Genomic DNA, 21,895 nt, shown 5'->3' on the forward strand with positions numbered 1-21,895 from the left:
TAAAAGAGCATGATTTTCCAAGAACACTTGAATGTGTTTGGTGTTTGTTCATATCAATTGATACAACAAACATTGAGAACTTTTACAAATAATTCATATTTATCGCTAAATACGATTATTTTGTCAGCTTTCCAAATTGTTAAAGAGCAATGTGTATCTTTTTACAAAGACACCATTTTTAAGAACACTGCACACCAATGTGCTTAAAGATGGTGGAGCTATGCGGGATCGAACCGCAGACCTCCTGCGTGCAAGGCAGGCGCTCTCCCAGCTGAGCTATAGCCCCATTATGGTGGGCGATACCGGGTTCGAACCAGTGACCCCCTGCTTGTAAGGCAGGTGCTCTCCCAACTGAGCTAATCGCCCATTGTATTTTAATTCCCATGGAAGGAATGGTGGGTCGTGCAGGATTCGAACCTGCGACCAATTGATTAAAAGTCAACTGCTCTACCAACTGAGCTAACGACCCAATGGTATCCCGTAGGGGAGTCGAACCCCTGTTACCGCCGTGAAAGGGCGGTGTCCTAGGCCTCTAGACGAACGGGACACTAAGATACTCTTTTGCTTTGTCTAAACCATATCAATCTGTGTGAGCACTCATCGCAATAATCATTCGTATTAAGGAGGTGATCCAGCGCCAGGTTCCCCTAGCGCTACCTTGTTACGACTTCACCCCAGTCATGAACCACAAAGTGGCAAGCGTCCCCCCGAAGGTTAAACTACCTGCTTCTTTTGCAGCCCACTCCCATGGTGTGACGGGCGGTGTGTACAAGGCCCGGGAACGTATTCACCGTGACATTCTGATTCACGATTACTAGCGATTCCGACTTCATGGAGTCGAGTTGCAGACTCCAATCCGGACTACGACGCACTTTTTGGGATTCGCTCACTTTCGCAAGTTGGCAACCCTCTGTATGCGCCATTGTAGCACGTGTGTAGCCCTACTCGTAAGGGCCATGATGACTTGACGTCGTCCCCACCTTCCTCCGGTTTATCACCGGCAGTCTCCCTGAAGTTCCCACCATTACGTGCTGGCAATCAAGGATAAGGGTTGCGCTCGTTACGGGACTTAACCCAACATTTCACAACACGAGCTGACGACAGCCATGCAGCACCTGTCTCAGAGTTCCCGAAGGCACCAATCCATCTCTGGAAAGTTCTCTGGATGTCAAGAGTAGGTAAGGTTCTTCGCGTTGCATCGAATTAAACCACATGCTCCACCGCTTGTGCGGGCCCCCGTCAATTCATTTGAGTTTTAATCTTGCGACCGTACTCCCCAGGCGGTCTACTTAACGCGTTAGCTCCGAAAGCCACGGCTCAAGGCCACAACCTTCAAGTAGACATCGTTTACGGCGTGGACTACCAGGGTATCTAATCCTGTTTGCTCCCCACGCTTTCGCATCTGAGTGTCAGTATCTGTCCAGGGGGCCGCCTTCGCCACTGGTATTCCTTCAGATCTCTACGCATTTCACCGCTACACCTGAAATTCTACCCCCCTCTACAGTACTCTAGCCTGCCAGTTTCAAATGCAATTCCGAGGTTAAGCCTCGGGCTTTCACATCTGACTTAACAGACCACCTGCATGCGCTTTACGCCCAGTAATTCCGATTAACGCTCGCACCCTCCGTATTACCGCGGCTGCTGGCACGGAGTTAGCCGGTGCTTCTTCTGCAGCTAACGTCAAGAATAACGTCTATTCAACGTTACCCCTTCCTCACTGCTGAAAGTACTTTACAACCCGAAGGCCTTCTTCATACACGCGGCATGGCTGCATCAGGCTTGCGCCCATTGTGCAATATTCCCCACTGCTGCCTCCCGTAGGAGTTTGGGCCGTGTCTCAGTCCCAATGTGGCTGATCATCCTCTCAGACCAGCTAGAGATCGTCGCCTTGGTGAGCTCTTACCTCACCAACAAGCTAATCTCACCTGGGCATATCTTGACGCGAGAGGCCCGAAGGTCCCCCTCTTTGGCCCGAAGGCGTTATGCGGTATTAGCCATCGTTTCCAATGGTTATCCCCCACATCAAGGCAATTTCCCAGGCATTACTCACCCGTCCGCCGCTCGTCATCTTCTAGCAAGCTAGAAATGTTACCGCTCGACTTGCATGTGTTAGGCCTGCCGCCAGCGTTCAATCTGAGCCATGATCAAACTCTTCAATTAAAGTTTTTTCGGCTCAATGAATACTGACTTCAAAACTAATATTTGTTTAAAAACAAACATGTAATCTTAAAGCTATTATCATTCCAACAGAATGATAATGAATTGACTGTGCCAAGATTAACTCAGTTAATCTCGATTGGTCACTCAGTTCATTGAAACCAATTGTGCTTCCTAAGAAGCTATTGATTATCATCAACGAGTGCCCACACAGATTGATAGGTTTAAATTGTTAAAGAGCTGCGCTTCGTATTTCATCTCAAAGCGGACGGTCATTTTAGCGATTTAAGTTTCAGTGTCAACCACTTTTTTGAAACTTTTTCTCATCATATTTAATGAGGCTTATGACCCACTAACTCGTTGTGTTCTTTAAGAACGTTCCCCGTGTCAGTGAGTGCGCATTATAGGTTTCACAAAAAAAATGGCAATAGGTTTTTTCCATTTTTTGGTTTTTTTTTATCTTTCGAATAAAAAAGAGTCAAAACGCTTTAAATATACTAGTTTTTATCACCATTGGTCGAACTGTGACGCAAATAAAGCCACTTTTTCCCAATTGGTATACTCTACTTCTTTGCTTGTATCCGTTTCTCCACCCGTCATATTCATAATGAAACGAATCATCATTTTATCGAACCATCCATAACGAGGATAATAAAGCGCTCCCGCAAACACACCTATCAGTTGCGGTTGCCACGGAGACTTCTCGAGAAATGTCTGAATATAGCGACTACCTTCAGGGGTATCCTTCCCTTCAGATTCTTTACGTGCAGTTAAGTTCACGCAAAAAAAAGCCGCTTTCTTAGCTTGGAGTTGCTCTAAATGTTGTTTAATAAAACGATATAGTGCTTTATTAAGATGTCCATAACGAATAGAAGCCCCAATCAATACCTTATCGTACTGAGCTAAGTCCACATCTTTGTAATCGTGTAAATCAATAAAATCTGCCTGCTGATGATTACATTGCTCGGCAATTGTCTTAATGATTTTTTGTGTTTGTCCTTCACGGGTCGAGTATAGGTACAATGTTTTCAAAAGAAATCCTTAGCTTCGCCAAAAAGTCGGCGTAAACAAAATAAGTAATGTGAAGATCTCGAGTCGACCAAATATCATAGAAACGACTAGAATCCATTTCGCCGCATCATTCACGTCCGCAAAATGAACCGCGACATCGCCAAGTCCGGGTCCTAAGTTATTTAGAGTCGCAGCAACAGCAGAAAACGCACTCAGTTCTTCCATACCTGTTGCCATTAGTGCCAGCATACAGACGATAAACACTAATGTATAAGTAGCAAAGAACCCCCAAACCGCATCAATAACACGTTGTGGTAGAGCAGCATGGCCAAACTTTATAGGATAAATAGCGCGAGGATGCACTAAACGCTTCATTTCACGTACCCCTTGTAGCGTTAACAATAGAATACGTATCACTTTCATCCCACCTCCAGTCGAACCAGCACAGCCGCCTATAAAAGAAGAGAAAAGTAATAATACCGGGAGGAATAATGGCCACTGGGAAAAGCCTGTCGTAGTAAAGCCAGCAGTGGTCGATATTGATACGGTTTGAAAGAGCGCCTGATTAAACGTATCCGAGAACGAGCCATAAGTTTCATGAGCCAATAACATACTAAAGCACAACACGAACAATACTGTTTGAATAAGAAAAAACGAGCGAAACTCACTGTCCTTCCAATAATATTTTAAATGTACGCCACCAGACGAGAATGCTGCGTAGTGCAAAGTAAAGTTACATGCGGAAATTAAGAGAAAGAAGACAGTAATAAGGTTGATGGTGTGACTGTTGAAATACCCCATGCTCGCGTCATGAGTCGAGAAACCACCAATCGCAATCGTCGAGAAGCTATGGCAAATCGCATCAAAAGCTGTCATACCGGCAAACCAATACGCAAGCGCACATGAAAGCGTTAAGCTTAAATAGATATACCATAACGCTTTCGCAGTTTCGGCAATCCGCGGGGTGACTTTGGTATCTTTAACGGGGCCCGGAATTTCAGCCCGATAAAGCTGCATTCCACCAATTCCCAATACGGGCAAAATTGCAACGGCAAGTACAATGATCCCCATGCCACCGAACCACTGTAAGAATTGACGATAAAAGAGAATCGCTTTAGGTAAATCATCCAAACCAACAATGACCGTTGCGCCTGTCGTCGTTAGGGCAGAAAAGGATTCAAAAAAAGCATTGGTAAGAGACACTTCTGGACGATCGGATAATAAGAAAGGTAGCGAACCGGCACTGCCAATGACCACCCAGAATAAAACCACAATGAGAAAACCATCTCTAGATTTAAGTTCGTGTCGATATTGGCGGTTTGGAAACCATGCCACACCTCCGGCAAACAACAAAATAAAGAAGGTAGAAACAAAAGGAACACCTTCACCATCTCGATAAATAAGTGCAACCAATGCTGGAGCCAACATTGAAAGACTAAAAAGTGCCAATAATAGGCCGACGATACGAATAATAGAACGAAACTGCATGATGTTATGGCTACCCAGCTAAGCGAGTGGCTTCCTTGTTATTTTGGCTGGTTTATTAGAACCTTTGCACCGCTTTTATTGACGAGAGCTTCTGTAAAGGCGCTAACCTGAAGACATTCTAGTTCAATCACTAACTCTACCTTTTCACTATAGTCAGCTTTCACTTCTACTGCCGCAAACTGAGCCATTATAGACTGTGTTAGAGGTATTAGAGGATAGTCTAATTTAAGTTCTAAGTGAGTAGTCACTTTTTTCTCAATAGTCTTTAATTGTTTTAGTGCTTGTTGGACCCCGCCACCATACGCCTTAACTAATCCGCCAGTACCCAGTCGAATACCCCCAAAATAGCGAGTCACGACAGCAGTAAGTTCACCCACACCGGAGCCTGTCAGTTGAGCTAAAATAGGTTTACCCGCGGTACCCGATGGTTCTCCATCATCACTAAATCCCCATTGCATAGAATCTTCAGCTCTACCTGCTACAAATCCCCAACAATTATGCCGCGCATCTTTATGCTGAGACTTGATGCTATCGACAAAAGCCTTCGCCTCCTCAATGCTCGGAGTATGGGCTAAGTAGGTAATAAAAGTACTTTTTTTTATTTCTTCTTCAAAACGTACTGGTGACGCTGGAATTAGAAAAGGCTGCAAACTCATAAGGTGATGAAAACTCAATGATAGGATAAATGAAGTGTAACATGCTCAAGCCGATAAATAAGATTGAAGATGTTAAAAAAAGGTAACCGTTAGATTGAAAAAACCATAAAAGGCGTACACACTATAAGAACTGGTCAAACCAGATTCTAGGTGTTGTCTTGCTAACCCCAAAAGCGGAGAAAGATAATGATCTATCAGCACAACGGTATCACCTTAACACTCCATCCTAATAGCATTATTGAATTATGTTTTTGCGCTTCTGGTTCTGTGAATAAATTGGATTTAAATACATTGACGTCTTTAAACAGTGCCCTTGATGTCATTAACACTTATGACGACTGTCGCGGTGTGATTCTGACTTCAAACAAAGCAAGCTTTATTGTTGGCGCAGACATCACCCAATTCCTTACCTTATTTAACGCCCCTGAAGCAGAGCTCATTGCCTGGCTACAATATGCTAATCACGTATTTAATCGCTTAGAAGATCTCGCAATACCGACCATTTCAGTATTGAGTGGCTATGTACTGGGGGGCGGATGTGAGTGTGTACTTACTACAGATTTCCGTATTGGGGATACAACGACCAAGATTGGTTTACCAGAAACAAAATTAGGTATTATTCCCGGTTTCGGGGGAACGGTACGCCTGCCACGCTTAATTGGTGTCGATAACGCGTTAGAAGCGATCACTCAAGGGAAGCAACTCACAGCTAATCAAGCTTTATCTGCTGGACTACTTGATGCAATTGTAGAGTCAGACTCCTTATTCAACTCTGCCATCACCACTTTATCCCAAGCCATCAAGCATCCTGAAATATGGCAAGCACGTCGTGCACGTAAAACCAAACCTCTGTTATTGGCTGAATCAGAGCAGGCATTAAGCTTTAGTATGGCCAAATCTCTCGTTAAAATGAAAGTGGGTGCTCACTATCCTGCTCCACTAGCAGCGATTGATACCATAATGAAGGCGGCGAACCAATCTCGAGACCAAGCACAACAGATAGAAACCCAATCTTTTGTCACCTTGGTAAAACTTCCTTCTGCTCATGCATTAGTCGGGCTCTTTCTCAATGATCAATTTATTAAAAACCGCTATACACTCAATAAAACTCCACCAGCTGATAAAAAAATCGCCGTGATTGGCGCTGGCATCATGGGGGGTGGTATTGCCTATCAAGTCGCCTCTCATGATATTCCGGTCATACTGAAAGACATTCAACAAGAAGCATTAACCTTAGGCCTAAACGAAGTGTCTGGCCTCCTTAATAAGCAGCTTTCTCGAGGTAAGATTGATGGGCCTCGTCAAGCTCATGTTTTAACTCATATCCAACCGACCCTGTCGTATCAAGATATTCGACTTGCTGACACTATTATTGAAGCTGTGGTAGAAAATCCGACGGTAAAATGCGCAGTGCTTAGTGAGATAGAAACACAAGTTTCTGAACATGCGATTATGGCGTCGAACACATCAACGATTCCAATTAGCGAACTGGCGAAATCTCTAAATAATCCAGAACGCTTTTGCGGTATGCACTTTTTTAATCCTGTGCATCGCATGCCACTTGTCGAGATCATTCGTGGTGAGAAAACCTCACAAGCAACCATTGACCATATAACGTCGTTAGCAATGTCGCTTGGCAAAACCCCGGTCGTCGTTAATGATTGCCCAGGTTTTTTTGTCAATCGCGTTTTATTTCCTTATTTCGCAGCGTTTCGGCTGCTCATTCGCGATGGTGTCGATTTCGTAAGGATCGACACCATTATGGAGGAGCGCTTTGGCTGGCCTATGGGACCCGCTTATTTACTTGATGTGGTAGGTTTAGATACCGCCTATCATGCACAGCAAGTTATGAACCAAGGATACCCTACTCGTTTTTATACCATCGAGCACGATGTACTAACATTGCTCTATGAACAAAAGTTATGGGGTAAAAAAACACAAGCAGGTTTTTATGCTTATACGACGGATAAAAAAGGCAACGTTCAAAAAACACCGAATGAAAATGCCACCAGCTTGATTAAGTCTCTACCTATATCAACGAGTACAATCACAGATGATGAGATCATTGAGCGTATGATGATTCCTATGCTCAACGAAGTGTTGTTATGTTTAGATGAAAATATTGTCGCCACCCCACAAGAAGCCGACACCGCTTTAGTTTATGGATTAGGGTTCCCCCCTTTCCATGGAGGCCCTTGTCAATATCTCGATACATTGGGGTTAGATACTTTTATCCAACAATTAACTAAGTATCAGGATTTAGGGCCGCTTTATCATCAGCCAGCTTCGTTGAAAGCTATGCAAAAAGCACATTCGCGCTTTTATCACCAACGCTATCAAGCAGATTTACCATCAGTTCCATCCATAGAAAAGGAGCACTGAGTGATGAACCGAATTGTGATTGTCGATTGTCTACGCACTCCGATGGGGAGATCTAAGCAAGGATCTTTTAGACACATTCGTGCTGAAGATCTTTCCGCACAACTTATGTCAGGGATCCTCCAAAGACACCCTCAACTTGATCCCCATTGGATCGAAGATATTTATTGGGGATGTGTACAACAAACCCTAGAGCAAGGTTTTAATATTGCCAGAAATGCGGCGCTGCTCGCTCAGCTTCCAAAACAAATTGGAGCTGTTACGGTGAATCGCTTATGTGGGTCATCGATGCAAGCGCTCCATGACGCAGCGCGATCTGTCATGGTTGGCGACAGTAACTTCTGCCTTGCAGGCGGCGTTGAACACATGGGACACGTTGCGATGAATCATGGTATTGATATTCATCCACAACTTAATCATGCAGTTTCTAAAGCATCGGCAATGATGGGATTAACAGCCGAAGTTCTCGCTCAGCATTATGCTATCTCACGCCTTAGACAAGACGAATTTGCTTTATCGTCACACCAAAAAGCCAGTCAAGCATCACAAAACCACCAGTTTGATAAAGAAATCTTACCTATATGGGGACACCAAACCGATGGAACATTCGCCTCAATTAATACAGATGAAGTCATTCGACACGATGCAACGCTCAATACAATGCAAACCCTATCACCAGCGTTTGATCCGCATAAAGGCACCGTAACCGCGGGGAACTCCTCGGCTATTTCCGACGGAGCATCGGTTATGCTCATTACTACCGAGCAACATGCCAAACAACATAATCTCCCTATACGAGCGATAATAAGATCCATGGCTGTCGCTGGATGTGAACCTGTTACTATGGGTTTAGGGCCAATTCCCGCCACTCATAAAGCATTAAAACGAGCCAAACTCACCTTACAAGATATTGATGCTATCGAGCTTAACGAAGCGTTTGCCGCGCAATCACTGGCATGTATTGAAGCATTAGGTTTAGAGGATGTACTCGATACAAAAATCAATCTGCATGGTGGAGCGATTGCACTCGGTCATCCTTTAGGATGTTCCGGTGCGCGTATCTGTACTTCGCTCATCAATGTGATGGAAGAAAAGAATGCACAATTTGGTCTCGCGACTATGTGTATTGGCATGGGACAAGGTATTGCGACCATTTTTGAGCGTCCCTAACCTTGGAAGATAAATAGCAAAAAGCCGCCATTATTGACGGCTTTTGTTCATTGTCGCAACTCATGACTAAGCGTGATCACTCACGACAATCACACGTTCATATCGATTATTTTTTTACTGGTCGCTGCCAATCAGCAATACGACGCTCTGGCGCGCGAGTGATAACCAATTCACCATCATTGTCGATGTCTTTTGTTACTGTCGTTCCCGCACCAATCGTTACACCATCAGCGACTTTAACTGGCGCGACTAATTGGGTATCAGACCCAACAAATACATCATTACCAATAATAGTTTGATGTTTATTAGCACCATCATAATTGCAGGTAATCACACCCGCCCCTAAGTTTACGCGCTGGCCAATTTGTGCATCACCTACATAGGCTAAGTGATTGGCTTTCGACCCCTCACCCAGCGTGGCGTTTTTCACTTCAACGAAATTACCCACGTGAGCATCGTTATGTAACTCAGCACCTGGTCGTAAACGAGCAAACGGACCGACAGTACAAGTTTCACCAACCGTGGCATTTTCAATAACGCTATACGGACGGACAACTGTATTATCATCGATTTCGCAATCAGTCAGTACACAACCAGCACCAATTACAACGTTATCGCCCAGGCTTACTTTGCCTTCAATAATAACGTTAGCATCAATTTCCACATCCTTACCGCACTGCAGTTCACCACGTAAATCAAAACGGCTTGGATCGCGTAGCATTACGCCTTGAACCAATAATTTGTGGGCACATTCTGCTTGGTACACTCGCTCTAGACGAGCCAGTTGTACGCGATCATTCACGCCTTCCACTTCACTGTCTTTTACCGGATGAATAGATTGAATAACACGGCCTTCATCATGAGCGGCGGCAATAATATCCGTCAGGTAATACTCACCTTGTGCGTTATCATTACTTAATCCACTTAACCAACGTTTTAAGTCACGACCGTCAGCAACCATGACACCTGTATTAACTTCTTGAATCGCTTTTTGTGCGTCAGTCGCATCTTTTTGCTCAACAATCGCAACTACAGAATCATTTTCACGAACAATACGTCCATAGCCCGTAGGATTATCCATCACGAGTGTTAATAGACCAATACCACCTTCAGGCTGGCCGTCTAACATACGTTCTAATGTCTCTTCAGAAATTAGCGGTACATCCCCGTAAAGCACGAGTACTTTTTCGTCATCAGAAAAATGAGGTGCGGCTTGATTCACCGCATGACCGGTGCCTAATTGATCCGCTTGGAGAACCCAATTAACAGACTCGTTTTCAAGCGTTTTCTGCATGAGATCGCCACCATGTCCATAGACCAAGTGGATGTTATTGACACCAATACCATTACAAGTATCGATAACATGTTTTACCATGGGTTTACCGGCCAAAGTATGCAGTACTTTGGGTAAAGCCGAATGCATCCTTGTGCCTTTGCCTGCGGCAAGAATCACTGCGCTGAATTTCATGAATTACCTACGTATGACGTTAATTAAAAAAATAAAAATATTCACTCGTATTCTAACCACTGTCTCTACAATAGTTAATTTCCTACGTGTCAATTTATAAAAAAAATAAACAAAAAGGCGACCATAGGCCGCCTTTCTTTTTACATCACGCTGTTAACAAGCATTAACGACGTTTTTTGGTCAGCTCAATGACTCGAATTTGAGCCATTGCTTTAGCTAGTTCACTTGCCGCTTGTGCAAAGTCCATATCACCATGCTGATTCTTAATATGTTCCTCAGCACGCTGTTTGGCTTCTTCAGCCTTCGCTGCGTCAAGATCTTCACCACGAATCGCCGTATCAGCCAGTACTGTCGCAGTACCGGGCTGAACTTCAACAATACCACCAGAAACATAAATAATTTCTTCGTGGCCGTGCTGCTTCACAATACGCACCATACCAGGCTTGATAGCGGTCAGCAGCGGAGTGTGGCCATGGAAAATTCCAAGCTCACCTTCGCTACCGGTCACCTGAAATGTTTCTACCAGACCAGAAAACAGGTTTTTCTCAGCACTGACTACATCCAGATGAAAGGTTATTGCTGCCATATCGCCTCCTAATTAGCCTTACATTTTTTTCGCTTTTTCTACTGCGTCTTCAATCGCGCCGCAGTACATGAAGGCTTGCTCAGGAATATCGTCGTAATCGCCTTCTAGCAGACCTTTAAAGCCATTCAGTGTATCTTTTAGAGATACATAAATACCCGGGTCGCCAGTAAATACTTCGGCTACGTGATAAGGCTGAGTTAGGAAACGTTCCATCTTACGCGCACGAGCAACAACACGCTTATCTTCTTCAGACAGTTCGTCCATACCAAGAATAGCGATGATGTCTTTTAGCTCTTTATAACGCTGTAGAGTCTGCTGAACGCCACGTGCAATATCGTAGTGCTCTTGACCAACAACCAATGGATCAAGCTGACGTGATGTCGAATCCAATGGGTCAATCGCTGGGTATAGACCCATAGATGCGATACTACGGTTCAATACAACGGTTGCATCCAAGTGAGCAAATGTTGTCGCTGGAGACGGGTCAGTCAAGTCATCCGCTGGTACATATACCGCCTGTACAGACGTGATAGAACCATCTTTTGTTGACGTAATACGCTCTTGAAGCACACCCATCTCTTCAGCCAATGTTGGCTGGTAACCTACCGCTGAAGGCATACGACCTAGCAGTGCAGATACCTCTGTGCCCGCCAATGTGTAACGATAAATGTTATCGATAAACAGTAGCACGTCACGACCTTCATCACGGAAACGTTCAGCCATAGTCAAACCAGTCAAAGCAACACGTAGACGGTTACCTGGTGGCTCGTTCATTTGGCCATAGACCATTGCAACTTTCGATTCCTCTGGATTCTCTAAGTTAACAACGCCCGCTTCCTGCATTTCGTAGTAGAAATCGTTACCTTCACGAGTACGCTCACCAACACCCGCAAAAACTGAAAGACCGGAGTGCTTCAGTGCGATGTTGTTGATAAGTTCCATCATGTTTACGGTTTTACCTACACCGGCACCACCGAATAGACCGATTTTACCACCTTTAGCAAATGGACAAATTAGGTCAATAACTTTAACACCTGTTTCTAGAAGAGCAGTCGAGTTTGACTGTTCTTCGTAGCTTGGTGCCGCGCGATGGATTGAGTACTGGTTTTCAGCACCGATCTCACCACGTTCATCAATCGCGTCACCTAAGACGTTCATGATACGACCAAGGGTCTTTGTACCCACTGGCACTGAAATTGGAGCGCCAGTATTTTCAACTGTCATTCCACGACGTAAACCATCTGAGCTACCCATAACGATTGCGCGAATTACGCCACCGCCAAGTTGCTGTTGCACTTCAAGAACCAAACGTTCTTTTGCTTCAACAACGTTAAGAGCATCGTAAACACTAGGTACTCCGCTCTGTGGGAACTCCACGTCGACTACTGCGCCGATGATCTGTACGATCTTACCTGTAGCCATCGTTAATCCTCTAAACTGTTTGTTTTACCTAAGCTTAAACCGCAGCTGCGCCACTCACAATTTCTGACAGTTCTTGTGTAATCGCCGTTTGACGGGCTTTGTTGTACACAAGTTCTAAATCATCAATTAAATTAGACGCGTTATCTGTAGCAGCCTTCATCGCAATCATCCGAGCCGCTTGCTCACAGGCAAGGTTCTCAACAACGCCTTGATAAACCTGAGACTCTACGTAACGTAGTAGTAAGGCATCAAGAAGAGGTTGTGGCTCTGGCTCGTAGATATAATCCCACGAGTGCTCACGCTGCATCTCTTCACTGTCTGATTTAGGCAAAGGCAGCAATTGATCGATCGTTGGTTGTTGTACCATCGTATTAACAAACTCGTTAAACACAACGTACAGGCGATCCAATTCACCATTATCATATTTCTTCAGCATCACGCCAACAGAGCCGATCAAGTCTTCTAGGCTTGGTGAATCACCAAGACCCGATACTTGAGCGGCCACTTTTGCGCCAGACTGTGCAAAAAAGGACGTTGCTTTTGAACCGACAAGACCGAGCTCAACTTCAACCCCTTTGTTCTGCCATGACTTCATATCAACAAGGGCTTTCTTGAACAAGTTAATGTTCAAACCACCACATAAGCCACGGTCAGTAGAAACAATGATATAACCAACACGTTTCGCTTCACGCTCTTCTAGGTAAGGATGACGATACTCTAGATTCGCGTTGGCGACATGACCGATCACTTTACGCATCGTTTGCGCATATGGACGGGAAGCCCGCATCGACTCTTGCGAACGACGCATTTTAGAAGCGGCTACCATTTCCATTGCTTTCGTAATTTTCTGAGTGCTTTTAACACTACCGATTTTACTACGTATTTCTTTTGCGCCGGCCATCATTACTCTCCATTAGTAGGTGGCATTGCTGCCACCAACTTCTTTACCAAGTTTGGGTTGCCTTGAAATCTTGAACAAGTTTATTCAACTTCTCTTCGATCTCTTTGTTATAAGCACCCGCCTTGCCAATCTCTTCTGCTAATTCAGCATATTGAGAGTGGGCGTACGATAGTAATGCGGCTTCAAAATCTAGAACTTTGTTCAATTCTACATCTTCAAGGTAACCACGCTCTGCAGCGAAGATTGATAAACCTTGATCGAAAATAGACATTGGTGCGTACTGATGTTGTTTCATCAGTTCAGTCACCTTCTGACCATGATCTAACTGTTTCTTCGTCGCAGCATCAAGATCCGATGAGAACTGAGCAAACGCAGCCAATTCACGGTATTGAGCAAGAGCAGTACGAATACCACCCGCCAATTTCTTGATGAGTTTGGTTTGCGCAGAGCCACCAACACGAGAAACAGAAATACCTGGGTCAACCGCAGGACGAACGCCAGCGTTGAACAGTTCAGTCTGTAGGAAAATCTGACCATCCGTAATCGAAATTACGTTGGTTGGTACGAATGCAGATACGTCACCAGCCTGAGTTTCGATAATAGGCAGAGCCGTTAAAGAACCCGTTTTACCTGTCACTTCACCACCTGTTTTACGCTCAACATATTCAGCGCTAACACGAGATGCACGTTCTAGTAGACGTGAATGAAGGTAGAATACGTCACCTGGGAAGGCTTCACGGCCTGGTGGGCGACGTAGCAATAGAGAAATCTGACGGTAAGCAACCGCTTGTTTAGATAGATCATCATAAACAATCAGTGCATCTTCACCGCGGTCACGGAAATACTCACCCATTGCACAACCAGAGTATGGTGCAAGGTATTGTAATGCCGCAGATTCAGACGCAGACGCAACCACAACGATAGTGTTACGTAGAGCGTCATGCTCTTCTAGTTTACGAACAACGTTCGCAATCGTAGACGCTTTCTGACCAATCGCTACATAAATCGAGTAGATACCAGAATCTTTCTGGTTAATGATCGCATCAATCGCCATCGCAGTTTTACCTGTCTGACGGTCACCGATAATCAACTCACGTTGACCACGGCCGATTGGCACCATTGCGTCAACCGATTTGTAACCTGTTTGTACAGGTTGATCAACCGATTGGCGATCAATAACGCCTGGTGCAATCACTTCGATAGGAGAAGTCAGTTTAGCGTCGATTGGACCTTTACCATCAATAGGCTCACCCAGCGTGTTAACAACACGGCCAAGCAATTCAGGACCAACAGGCACTTCAAGAATACGACCAGTACCTGTAACTTTATCGCCTTCCTTTAGGTTAGCGTACGGGCCCATTACAACTGCACCTACTGAGTCACGCTCAAGGTTAAGTGCTAGCGCGTAACGGCCACCCGGTAATTCAATCATTTCACCCTGCATCACGTCCGCTAGGCCGTGAATACGGATAATACCATCGCTTACAGAAACGATAGTACCTTCATTGCGAGCTTCAGTGACAACGTCAAATGATTCAATACGTTGTTTAATTAGATCGCTAATTTCCGTGGAATTAAGTTGCATGCTCCAATCCCCATCAAGACTGCAATGCATCGCTCAGGCGGCCTAAACGACCACGTGCTGAGTTATCAATGACTAAGTCTCCGGCTCGAATTACAACCCCAGCTAGTAGGGTCTCATCTATACTGCAGTTCAGCAGAACTTTACGCTCAAGGCGCTGCTCCAGTTTGCTGCTAATATCTGTTTTTTGTTGTTCAGAAAGTTCTGTTGCAGAAATAACATCTACATCAATTTTCGACTCATGCTCTTTTTTCAAAGCATGGAACTCAACACAAACATCAGGCATGACGTCTAAACGTCCGTTTTCAGCCATTACCTTAATTAGGTTTTGACCGAATTCATCAAACTGTTCGCCACAAACACCGATAAATATTTCTGCAAGTTGTTTTGCAGACATTGAGCTTGTTAATAGCTCATGCATTTGCTCGTTGTTTGTCACTTCAGCAGCGAATGTCAACATCTCAGACCATTGGTCTAACTGCTGCTTCTCCACCGCAAAATCGAATGCTGCTTTAGCATAGGGGCGTGCAATTGTAGTCAAAGTAGACATAGCGCCCCCACCCTTAAAGTTTTGCAGTAATGTTGTCGAGAATATCTTTATGCGCGTCTTTATCGACAGAACGCTCAAGAATCTTCTCAGCACCAGCTATTGCCAGAGTTGCAACTTGTTTACGCAGTTCATCGCGTGCACGATTACGTTCTGCTTCAATTTCAGCATCAGCGTGGTCAAGAATCTTCTGACGTTCCGTCATAGCTTCTTCACGTGCTTCATCTAAAATCTGTGCTTTACGTTTATTCGCTTGCTCGATGACCTCAGTTGCTGTGCGCTTCGCTTCTTTCATTTGTTCAGAAGCGTTAGCTTGTGCTAGATCTAAGTCTTTTTTTGCTCGCTCAGCGGCTTGCAAACCGTCGGCAATTTTTTGCTGACGTTCTTCGATCGCTTTAATGAGTGGCGGCCATACATATTTCATGCAGAACCAAACAAACATAATAAAAGCGATTGCTTGACCTAGCAGAGTTGCGTTCATATTCACAACAGCTACCCCCTATTTGGACAGACTCGTGTTAATCAATGGCAAAACCTTCGCTTTGCCTACGGAAAAACGTGATTAACCTAGTTGGCCTACAAATGGGTTTGCGAACGTGAATAGAAGTGCAATAACGATACCAATCATAGGAACCGCATCCAGCAGGCCAGCGATGATGAACATCTTAACTTGCAGCATAGGAGCCATCTCAGGTTGACGTGCTGCACCTTCAAGGAATTTACCGCCTAGAAGCGCGAAACCAATCGCAGTACCTAGAGAAGCAAGACCGACGATGATACCTACGGCGATTGCAGAAAAGCTCAGTAAAGTTTCCATTACTATCTCCAATATAAGAATTGTTGGCTAAAGTGCCCAATAAAAGCTTTAAAAATAAAGTATAAAAAATTAATGATCCGCGTCTTCATGAGCCATTGATAGATATACTATCGTCAACATCATAAATACAAATGCTTGAATCAAAATTACCAGAATATGGAAAATAGCCCACGGTAGTGAACCCATCCATTGTAGCCACCAAGGCAACATTGCCGCACAAAGAATGAATACAACCTCACCCGCAAACATGTTACCGAACAAACGCATCCCTAATGATAGAGGCTTCGCAAGTAGCGATACCACTTCAATAAGAAGGTTGAACGGGATCATGATAGGCGTGTTGAACGGATGTAATGTCAACTCTTTCACGAAACCCATAAAGCCTTTTACTTTGATGCTATAGAAAATCATCAGAGCAAAAACACCTAGAGCTAAAGCCATGGTGATATTCACATCAGCAGAAGGAACCACTTTTAAATAAGGAATTCCAAGCAGATGCTGTGCTGAATACGGCATGAAATCAATAGGCACAAGGTCCATGATATTCATCAGCAATATCCAACAAAAGATAGTTAGTGCCAGCGGAGCTATAAGAGGATTGCGTCCATGGAAGGTCTCTTTGACGTTTTGATCGACAAATTCAACCACTATTTCAACAAAACACTGTAGCTTGCCTGGTACACCCACTGTCGCTTTCTTTGCAATAGAACGGAAAATCACTAGGAAAATCAGTCCTGTAAACAAAGAAAAAAACAGGCTATCGATATGAACGTTCCAGAAACTTGTTTCACTAATTTGCCATCCCAAATCATAATGCTCTGAAATACGAGCCAATGACAGGTTTGCCAAATGGTGATCAATATAACCGGACGGTGTTAGCGCTTCACCTGGCGCAGCCATAACTCATCCTATTTTTTGTTGTTGATAAATAATACTGGCGCAAAAATATTAACACCCAGTGCCAGCAAATAGGTTATTTTCAGAGGAACAAGTTCCACCTGAATATACATGTAAGCGACAGAAAATAGCGCTACAGTAATGAGAATTTTCAGTACTTCACCTGTATAGAACGAAGCCGCGATACGCTTGGCAGCGCGAGCTCCACTAAACAAAAAAGCACATAACGCAAATACAGCATTAGCGATGACACAAATGCCACCCCCTATTAGCGCTGAAAATCCCCATTCAGCATTCACCACAACAGCCATTCCTGTTGCCACAACCATAACTGCGCACAGCTGGATCAATAACAATTGCTTAGCAAGCTCTCGTCCCGGTCTAGCTAACGCAGCTACCATGTATTCTACCTCGCGTAGTGTGCTTCGATTAACAACAAATAAAATCGAAGACTATGCTGAAAATTGTATACATTTGCCATAAAGCTTGGCAATGCAAATACCACAAAAAGTTACAGTTTTGCTTACAAGTCGACAACTTTTCATTTAAAAAGTCATTTTTTACAATTGATACGGCTCAATTATGTCATTTAGCTTTCTAGTTTGGCAATGACTTGTTGTAATTTGTCAGGTTCATCAAGGTTAATCGTGAGTTTCGATTTACCTCCCTTCCCCCGTACGATGGAGACTTTACCTCCTAACTTCGTACTCAAATTTTGTGATATTTGTTTAATTTCTACGTCTTCTACCACATTTTTGTCATCAGATACATCAGAAAGGCATTTTTTAACTAATTGCTCGGTCTGTCTAACGGTCATTTGTTTTTTAGCAACGCGTTGGGCAATATCGACTTGTTGTTCGCCCTCGAGCATTAATAATGCGCGAGCATGCCCCATTTCAAGCTGTTTAGTTTCAACAAAATACTTAACTTCATCCGCCAATTGATTGAGGCGTAACAAGTTACTGACCGTCGTACGCGATTTACCAATCACATCTGCGACTTGTTGGTGGGTAAGTTTGAATTCGTTTTGTAAACGTTCTAAAGCTTGTGCTTCTTCGATAGCATTGAGATCTTCACGTTGGATATTTTCAATCAAAGCCATAGCAACGGCTGCATTGTCAGCAACCTGCTTAATCAAACATGGGACTTTATTCAATCCAGCGAGACGAGCAGCGCGCCAACGACGTTCACCAGCAACGATTTCATAGCCCCCCGATTGTACCGGACGAACAACAATAGGTTGAATGATACCTTGCGATTGAATAGAAGCGGAAAGCTCCTCTAACGCCTCTGAAGACATATCTTTACGCGGTTGATAAATACCAGGCTTTAAGTTGTTAATCGCTAACTCAGCAAGCTCACCGTCTATAGAGACTTCTTGAGCGTTTGGACTCTCGTGTTGGTTTTCACGAGACATTGAACTGGTGGCCAACAAGGCATCCAACCCTTTTCCTAAACCACGTTTAGACATGTAAACGAATTCCTTAAATTAAAACTTTATGCGGGGACTTGCTCACGACGTAACATTTCGCCAGCTAATGCTAGATAGGCTTTCGCACCAGCCGAATATTTATCGTAATACATCGCCGGCTTGCCATGACTAGGCGCCTCGGCCAAACGAACATTACGTGGGATCACCGTTCGATAGACTTTCTCACCGAAGTGTTTCTTTAATTGGTCTGACACTTCGTTGGACAATCGATTGCGGGGATCGTACATAGTACGCAACAACCCCTCAATTTTTAGATTTTCATTCACCACTGCCGCCAGCTTACTGATGGTATCCATCAACGCGGTTAACCCTTCAAGCGCAAAATATTCACACTGCATCGGTACTAATACCGAATCTGCAGCGGCCATTGCGTTAATAGTAAGCAAATTCAAGGCTGGTGGACAATCAATAAAGATGTAATCGTAGCTATCGCGCACAGCTGAGATTGCATTCTTTAGACGTACCTCACGGGCGAAGACTTCCATTAGCTTAATCTCTGCAGCGGTAACATCACCGTTAGCAGCAATCAAATCATAATGTCCTGTTGTATTCCGACATACCACATCATCAAATGCAGCGTCTTCGACTAACAATTCGTAAGCGGTTGCATCAACTTGGTATTTATCCACTCCGCTTGCCATGGTGGCGTTGCCTTGTGGATCCAGATCAATGACCAAAACCTTGCGTTTCGTCGCTGCCATAGAAGCGGCTAAGTTAATACAGGTTGTCGTTTTACCAACCCCGCCTTTTTGGTTGGCAATTGCTACAATTTTTCCCACAGTGTGCCTCGCTATTATCCCTTGCGAGATAAGGTTACAAGATGACGCTTACCTTCTAACTCCGGAATATCTAAAGATTTGACACAGTTCACACAACACCATTCAGGTAGCTGATCAATTTCATCTTGATCAACTTGCCCTTTCAGTGCGAGGAATACACCGGTCTCAGCTTTAGGTAAAGTTTCACACCAATGGACCATATCACTCATCGAAGCAAATGCTCGGCTTAATACGGCATCAAACCCTTCACCAGCATCGTATTCTTCGACGCGGCTTTGTACAGGTATGACATTACGAATACCAAGCTCATGAATGACTTGTTTAATAAACCGAATACGTTTACCTAAACTGTCCAGCAACACGAAATCCTTATCAGGATTCATAATCGATAATGGGATCCCCGGCAGACCAGGTCCCGTACCGACATCAATGAATCTTTGTCCGTCGAGAGAAGCGCTAACCACAATACTATCGAGGATATGTTTGACTAACATATCCATCGGGTTTCTTACAGAAGTCAAGTTATACGCTTTATTCCACTTATTGAGAAGCTCCACGTATCCCACTAACTGGTCTCTTTGGTGCTCAGACACGACTAAATCTGTCTGAGCAATCAAACTGTCGAGTTTGGTTCGCAATGGATTCATTACGCCACTTCCCCTTTCTTAAGCATACCGTGCTTTTTAAGGTGTACCAGTAAGATTGAAATTGCTGCAGGAGTTACACCTGAAATTCGTGATGCAATACCAATTGTTTCCGGCTTTGTATCCGTCAACTTCATCACGACTTCGTTCGATAACCCTTTTACTTGGCTATAGTCTAAGTCAAAGGGTAACTGAGTATGTTCATGGCGAAGTGATTTTTCAATTTCGTCTTTTTGACGTTGGATATACCCTTCGTATTTCACCTGAATCTCGACTTGTTCTGCAGCTTGCGCATCATCAAGTTTTGGCGCAAATGCATCAAGTGAGGCAACTAAGTCGTAATTCATCTCAGGTCGACGTAATAAATCGGTGCCGTTTGCTTCACGAGTGAGCGGTGTTTTAAGGACATCATTCAATTCGTTGATGCCAGGCGATGTTGGGTGCATCCATACAGAACTTAAACGTTGGCGTTCACGTTCGATATTTTCGACTTTTTCATTAAAGCGCGCCCAACGCGTATCGTTGACAAGGCCAAGCTCACGCGCTTTTTCTGTTAAACGAAGATCCGCGTTATCTTCACGTAGTAATAAACGATATTCCGCACGAGACGTAAACATACGATAAGGTTCTTGCGTACCCATCGTAGAAAGATCATCGATCAACACGCCCATGTAGGCTTCATCACGACGTGGGCTCCAACCTTCTTTGCCTTGGCTAAATAAGCTCGCGTTCAACCCGGCCATTAGACCTTGAGCACCAGCCTCTTCATAACCGGTTGTGCCGTTGATTTGTCCTGCAAAGAACAGACCTTTGATAAACTTAGTTTCGTAGGTATTTTTCAGGTCACGGGGATCAAAGTAATCGTACTCAATCGCATAACCTGGACGCATAATATGTGCGTTTTCAAACCCTTTCATCGTTCGAACGATCTGTAATTGGACATCAAACGGTAAGCTGGTGGAAATACCATTAGGGTATAGTTCACGGCTATTTAGCCCTTCAGGCTCAATAAAAATCTGATGGCTATTTTTATCAGCAAAACGCATTACTTTGTCTTCAATCGACGGGCAATAACGTGGACCAATACCTTCAATGACACCAGAGTACATTGGGCTACGATGTAGATTCTCACGAATAACATCATGAGTATTATCATTGGTGTGAGTGATAAAGCATGGAATTTGTTGCGGATGTTGAGTGCGATTTCCCATGAATGAAAATACAGGGGTTGGATTATCACCATCCTGCTGAGCAAGCTCAGAAAAATCAACACTGTTTGCATCAATCCGTGGTGGTGTTCCTGTTTTTAAACGATCGACTCGAAATGGCAAATCACGTAAACGATCGGCTAATGCGATCGATGGTGGATCGCCTGCACGGCCACCAGAGAAGTTTTCTAACCCGATGTGGATCTTACCTCCCAAGAAGGTACCTACGGTCAATACAACGGATTTGGCTTTGAATTTAAGACCCATTTGAGTCACAACACCGGTAACTTGATCGTTTTCAACGATAAGATCATCGGCAGACTGCTGGAACAGAGTTAGATTCGGTGTATTTTCCAGAGCATTTCGAACAAACGCTTTGTACAACGCTCGATCGGCTTGAGCTCGAGTCGCTCGAACAGCGGGGCCTTTGGATGCGTTGAGAGTTCGAAATTGAATACCTGCGTGGTCAATAGCTTCAGCCATCAAACCGCCCATGGCGTCGATTTCTTTGACAAGATGCCCCTTGCCAATACCGCCGATAGCTGGATTGCAAGACATCTGTCCGAGAGTATCAATGTTGTGAGTGATTAGTAGGGTTTTTTGGCCAGTGCGAGCGGCGGCTAAAGCGGCTTCCGTTCCTGCATGACCGCCACCAACCACAATGACGTCAAATGTTTCGTGATAAAGCATG

At 44.2% G+C, this 21,895-nt stretch carries 19 protein-coding genes, 4 tRNA genes and 1 rRNA gene; 2 read left to right on the plus strand and 22 right to left on the minus strand.

Translation table 11 applies throughout. From position 1 onward, the window contains the following. Window positions 1–210: 210 nt before the first annotated feature. The 8 genes from OCU30_RS12285 to OCU30_RS12320 form a co-directional block, all read right to left on the minus strand. A tRNA-Ala gene (locus OCU30_RS12285) sits at window positions 211–286 on the minus strand. Window positions 287–290: 4 nt separating this feature from the next. Continuing rightward, window positions 291–366, minus strand: a tRNA-Val gene (locus OCU30_RS12290). A gap of 27 nt (window positions 367–393) precedes the next feature. Further along, window positions 394–469 (minus strand) — tRNA-Lys (locus OCU30_RS12295). Between the two features lie 2 nt (window positions 470–471). Then, a tRNA-Glu gene (locus OCU30_RS12300) sits at window positions 472–547 on the minus strand. A 72-nt stretch (window positions 548–619) separates the two neighbouring features. Next, a 16S ribosomal RNA gene (locus tag OCU30_RS12305) occupies window positions 620–2,160 on the minus strand. A 504-nt stretch (window positions 2,161–2,664) separates the two neighbouring features. Beyond that, window positions 2,665–3,189 (minus strand): menaquinone-dependent protoporphyrinogen IX dehydrogenase, encoded by a 525-nt coding sequence (gene hemG, locus OCU30_RS12310; RefSeq protein WP_077315266.1) that lies wholly within the window; start codon window positions 3,187–3,189, stop codon window positions 2,665–2,667. Window positions 3,190–3,198: 9 nt separating this feature from the next. Continuing rightward, window positions 3,199–4,656, minus strand: coding sequence for a TrkH family potassium uptake protein (locus OCU30_RS12315; RefSeq protein WP_077315265.1), 1,458 nt, complete (start codon window positions 4,654–4,656; stop codon window positions 3,199–3,201). A 38-nt stretch (window positions 4,657–4,694) separates the two neighbouring features. Further along, window positions 4,695–5,312: a YigZ family protein gene (locus OCU30_RS12320; protein WP_077315264.1), complete on the minus strand. Its 618-nt coding sequence runs from the start codon at window positions 5,310–5,312 to the stop codon at window positions 4,695–4,697. 186 nt (window positions 5,313–5,498) lie between these two features. Between OCU30_RS12320 and fadB the strand changes: the two genes are divergently transcribed. Continuing rightward, window positions 5,499–7,694, plus strand: coding sequence for a fatty acid oxidation complex subunit alpha FadB (fadB, locus tag OCU30_RS12325; RefSeq protein ID WP_077315263.1), 2,196 nt, complete (start codon window positions 5,499–5,501; stop codon window positions 7,692–7,694). Between the two features lie 3 nt (window positions 7,695–7,697). Beyond that, on the plus strand, window positions 7,698–8,861 hold the full coding sequence (gene fadA / locus OCU30_RS12330) for an acetyl-CoA C-acyltransferase FadA (protein WP_077315270.1): 1,164 nt from the start codon (window positions 7,698–7,700) through the stop codon (window positions 8,859–8,861). Between the two features lie 106 nt (window positions 8,862–8,967). Here the strand turns inward: fadA and glmU are convergent, their stop codons facing one another. From glmU to mnmG, 14 genes are all read right to left on the minus strand, one after another. Continuing rightward, the gene (gene glmU, locus OCU30_RS12335; protein ID WP_077315262.1) at window positions 8,968–10,329 is read right to left on the minus strand and encodes a bifunctional UDP-N-acetylglucosamine diphosphorylase/glucosamine-1-phosphate N-acetyltransferase GlmU; all 1,362 of its coding nucleotides are present in this window, start codon (window positions 10,327–10,329) and stop codon (window positions 8,968–8,970) included. 163 nt (window positions 10,330–10,492) lie between these two features. Then, entirely contained in the window at window positions 10,493–10,915 is a 423-nt protein-coding gene (locus tag OCU30_RS12340; protein ID WP_077315261.1) for a F0F1 ATP synthase subunit epsilon, read from the minus strand. A gap of 18 nt (window positions 10,916–10,933) precedes the next feature. Next, window positions 10,934–12,337, minus strand: coding sequence for a F0F1 ATP synthase subunit beta (gene atpD / locus OCU30_RS12345; RefSeq protein WP_077315260.1), 1,404 nt, complete (start codon window positions 12,335–12,337; stop codon window positions 10,934–10,936). Window positions 12,338–12,371: 34 nt separating this feature from the next. Continuing rightward, window positions 12,372–13,238 (minus strand): F0F1 ATP synthase subunit gamma, encoded by an 867-nt coding sequence (gene atpG, locus OCU30_RS12350; protein ID WP_077315259.1) that lies wholly within the window; start codon window positions 13,236–13,238, stop codon window positions 12,372–12,374. 43 nt (window positions 13,239–13,281) lie between these two features. Further along, complete coding sequence (gene atpA / locus OCU30_RS12355; RefSeq protein ID WP_077315258.1) at window positions 13,282–14,823, minus strand: F0F1 ATP synthase subunit alpha; 1,542 nt, start codon at window positions 14,821–14,823, stop codon at window positions 13,282–13,284. 13 nt (window positions 14,824–14,836) lie between these two features. After that, entirely contained in the window at window positions 14,837–15,370 is a 534-nt protein-coding gene (gene atpH / locus OCU30_RS12360) for a F0F1 ATP synthase subunit delta (RefSeq protein ID WP_077315257.1), read from the minus strand. Between the two features lie 13 nt (window positions 15,371–15,383). Continuing rightward, window positions 15,384–15,854, minus strand: a complete 471-nt coding sequence (gene atpF, locus OCU30_RS12365) for a F0F1 ATP synthase subunit B (RefSeq protein ID WP_077315256.1) — start codon at window positions 15,852–15,854, stop codon at window positions 15,384–15,386. 75 nt (window positions 15,855–15,929) lie between these two features. Beyond that, window positions 15,930–16,184, minus strand: a complete 255-nt coding sequence (gene atpE / locus OCU30_RS12370; protein ID WP_002540812.1) for a F0F1 ATP synthase subunit C — start codon at window positions 16,182–16,184, stop codon at window positions 15,930–15,932. 69 nt (window positions 16,185–16,253) lie between these two features. Beyond that, window positions 16,254–17,084, minus strand: coding sequence for a F0F1 ATP synthase subunit A (atpB, locus tag OCU30_RS12375; RefSeq protein WP_077315255.1), 831 nt, complete (start codon window positions 17,082–17,084; stop codon window positions 16,254–16,256). A gap of 8 nt (window positions 17,085–17,092) precedes the next feature. Next, a complete protein-coding gene (locus OCU30_RS12380; RefSeq protein WP_077315254.1) occupies window positions 17,093–17,482 on the minus strand; it encodes a F0F1 ATP synthase subunit I in 390 nt (129 codons plus the stop codon). Between the two features lie 188 nt (window positions 17,483–17,670). Continuing rightward, window positions 17,671–18,552, minus strand: coding sequence for a ParB/RepB/Spo0J family partition protein (locus tag OCU30_RS12385; protein WP_077315253.1), 882 nt, complete (start codon window positions 18,550–18,552; stop codon window positions 17,671–17,673). Window positions 18,553–18,578: 26 nt separating this feature from the next. Next, a complete protein-coding gene (locus OCU30_RS12390; RefSeq protein ID WP_077315252.1) occupies window positions 18,579–19,352 on the minus strand; it encodes a ParA family protein in 774 nt (257 codons plus the stop codon). A 14-nt stretch (window positions 19,353–19,366) separates the two neighbouring features. Continuing rightward, window positions 19,367–19,999: a 16S rRNA (guanine(527)-N(7))-methyltransferase RsmG gene (gene rsmG / locus OCU30_RS12395; protein WP_077315251.1), complete on the minus strand. Its 633-nt coding sequence runs from the start codon at window positions 19,997–19,999 to the stop codon at window positions 19,367–19,369. Beyond that, window positions 19,999–21,894 carry a tRNA uridine-5-carboxymethylaminomethyl(34) synthesis enzyme MnmG gene (gene mnmG, locus OCU30_RS12400; RefSeq protein WP_077315250.1) on the minus strand — a complete coding sequence of 632 codons (1,896 nt, stop codon included), beginning with the start codon at window positions 21,892–21,894 and terminating at the stop codon, window positions 19,999–20,001. The genes rsmG and mnmG overlap by 1 nt, the downstream gene beginning before the upstream one ends. Between the last annotated feature and the right edge of the window lies 1 nt (window position 21,895).

The sequence above is a fragment of the Vibrio palustris genome (assembly GCF_024346995.1).
GTDB lineage: Bacteria > Pseudomonadota > Gammaproteobacteria > Enterobacterales > Vibrionaceae > Vibrio > Vibrio palustris.

Excerpts from the sequence above, each read along its gene's own strand:
- OCU30_RS12380 (WP_077315254.1), bottom strand. The coding sequence starts at position 17,482 with ATGGTAGCTGCGTTAGCTAGACCGGGACGAGAGCTTGCTAAGCAATTG.
- OCU30_RS12340 (WP_077315261.1), bottom strand. The coding sequence starts at position 10,915 with ATGGCAGCAATAACCTTTCATCTGGATGTAGTCAGTGCTGAGAAAAAC.
- glmU (WP_077315262.1), bottom strand. The coding sequence starts at position 10,329 with ATGAAATTCAGCGCAGTGATTCTTGCCGCAGGCAAAGGCACAAGGATG.
- OCU30_RS12315 (WP_077315265.1), bottom strand. The coding sequence starts at position 4,656 with ATGCAGTTTCGTTCTATTATTCGTATCGTCGGCCTATTATTGGCACTT.
- atpE (WP_002540812.1), bottom strand. The coding sequence starts at position 16,184 with ATGGAAACTTTACTGAGCTTTTCTGCAATCGCCGTAGGTATCATCGTC.
- fadB (WP_077315263.1), top strand. The coding sequence starts at position 5,499 with ATGATCTATCAGCACAACGGTATCACCTTAACACTCCATCCTAATAGC.
- atpD (WP_077315260.1), bottom strand. The coding sequence starts at position 12,337 with ATGGCTACAGGTAAGATCGTACAGATCATCGGCGCAGTAGTCGACGTG.
- OCU30_RS12385 (WP_077315253.1), bottom strand. The coding sequence starts at position 18,552 with ATGTCTAAACGTGGTTTAGGAAAAGGGTTGGATGCCTTGTTGGCCACC.
- rsmG (WP_077315251.1), bottom strand. The coding sequence starts at position 19,999 with ATGAATCCATTGCGAACCAAACTCGACAGTTTGATTGCTCAGACAGAT.
- mnmG (WP_077315250.1), bottom strand. The coding sequence starts at position 21,894 with ATGCTTTATCACGAAACATTTGACGTCATTGTGGTTGGTGGCGGTCAT.
- fadA (WP_077315270.1), top strand. The coding sequence starts at position 7,698 with ATGAACCGAATTGTGATTGTCGATTGTCTACGCACTCCGATGGGGAGA.
- atpG (WP_077315259.1), bottom strand. The coding sequence starts at position 13,238 with ATGGCCGGCGCAAAAGAAATACGTAGTAAAATCGGTAGTGTTAAAAGC.
- atpA (WP_077315258.1), bottom strand. The coding sequence starts at position 14,823 with ATGCAACTTAATTCCACGGAAATTAGCGATCTAATTAAACAACGTATT.
- OCU30_RS12320 (WP_077315264.1), bottom strand. The coding sequence starts at position 5,312 with ATGAGTTTGCAGCCTTTTCTAATTCCAGCGTCACCAGTACGTTTTGAA.
- atpH (WP_077315257.1), bottom strand. The coding sequence starts at position 15,370 with ATGTCTACTTTGACTACAATTGCACGCCCCTATGCTAAAGCAGCATTC.
- atpB (WP_077315255.1), bottom strand. The coding sequence starts at position 17,084 with ATGGCTGCGCCAGGTGAAGCGCTAACACCGTCCGGTTATATTGATCAC.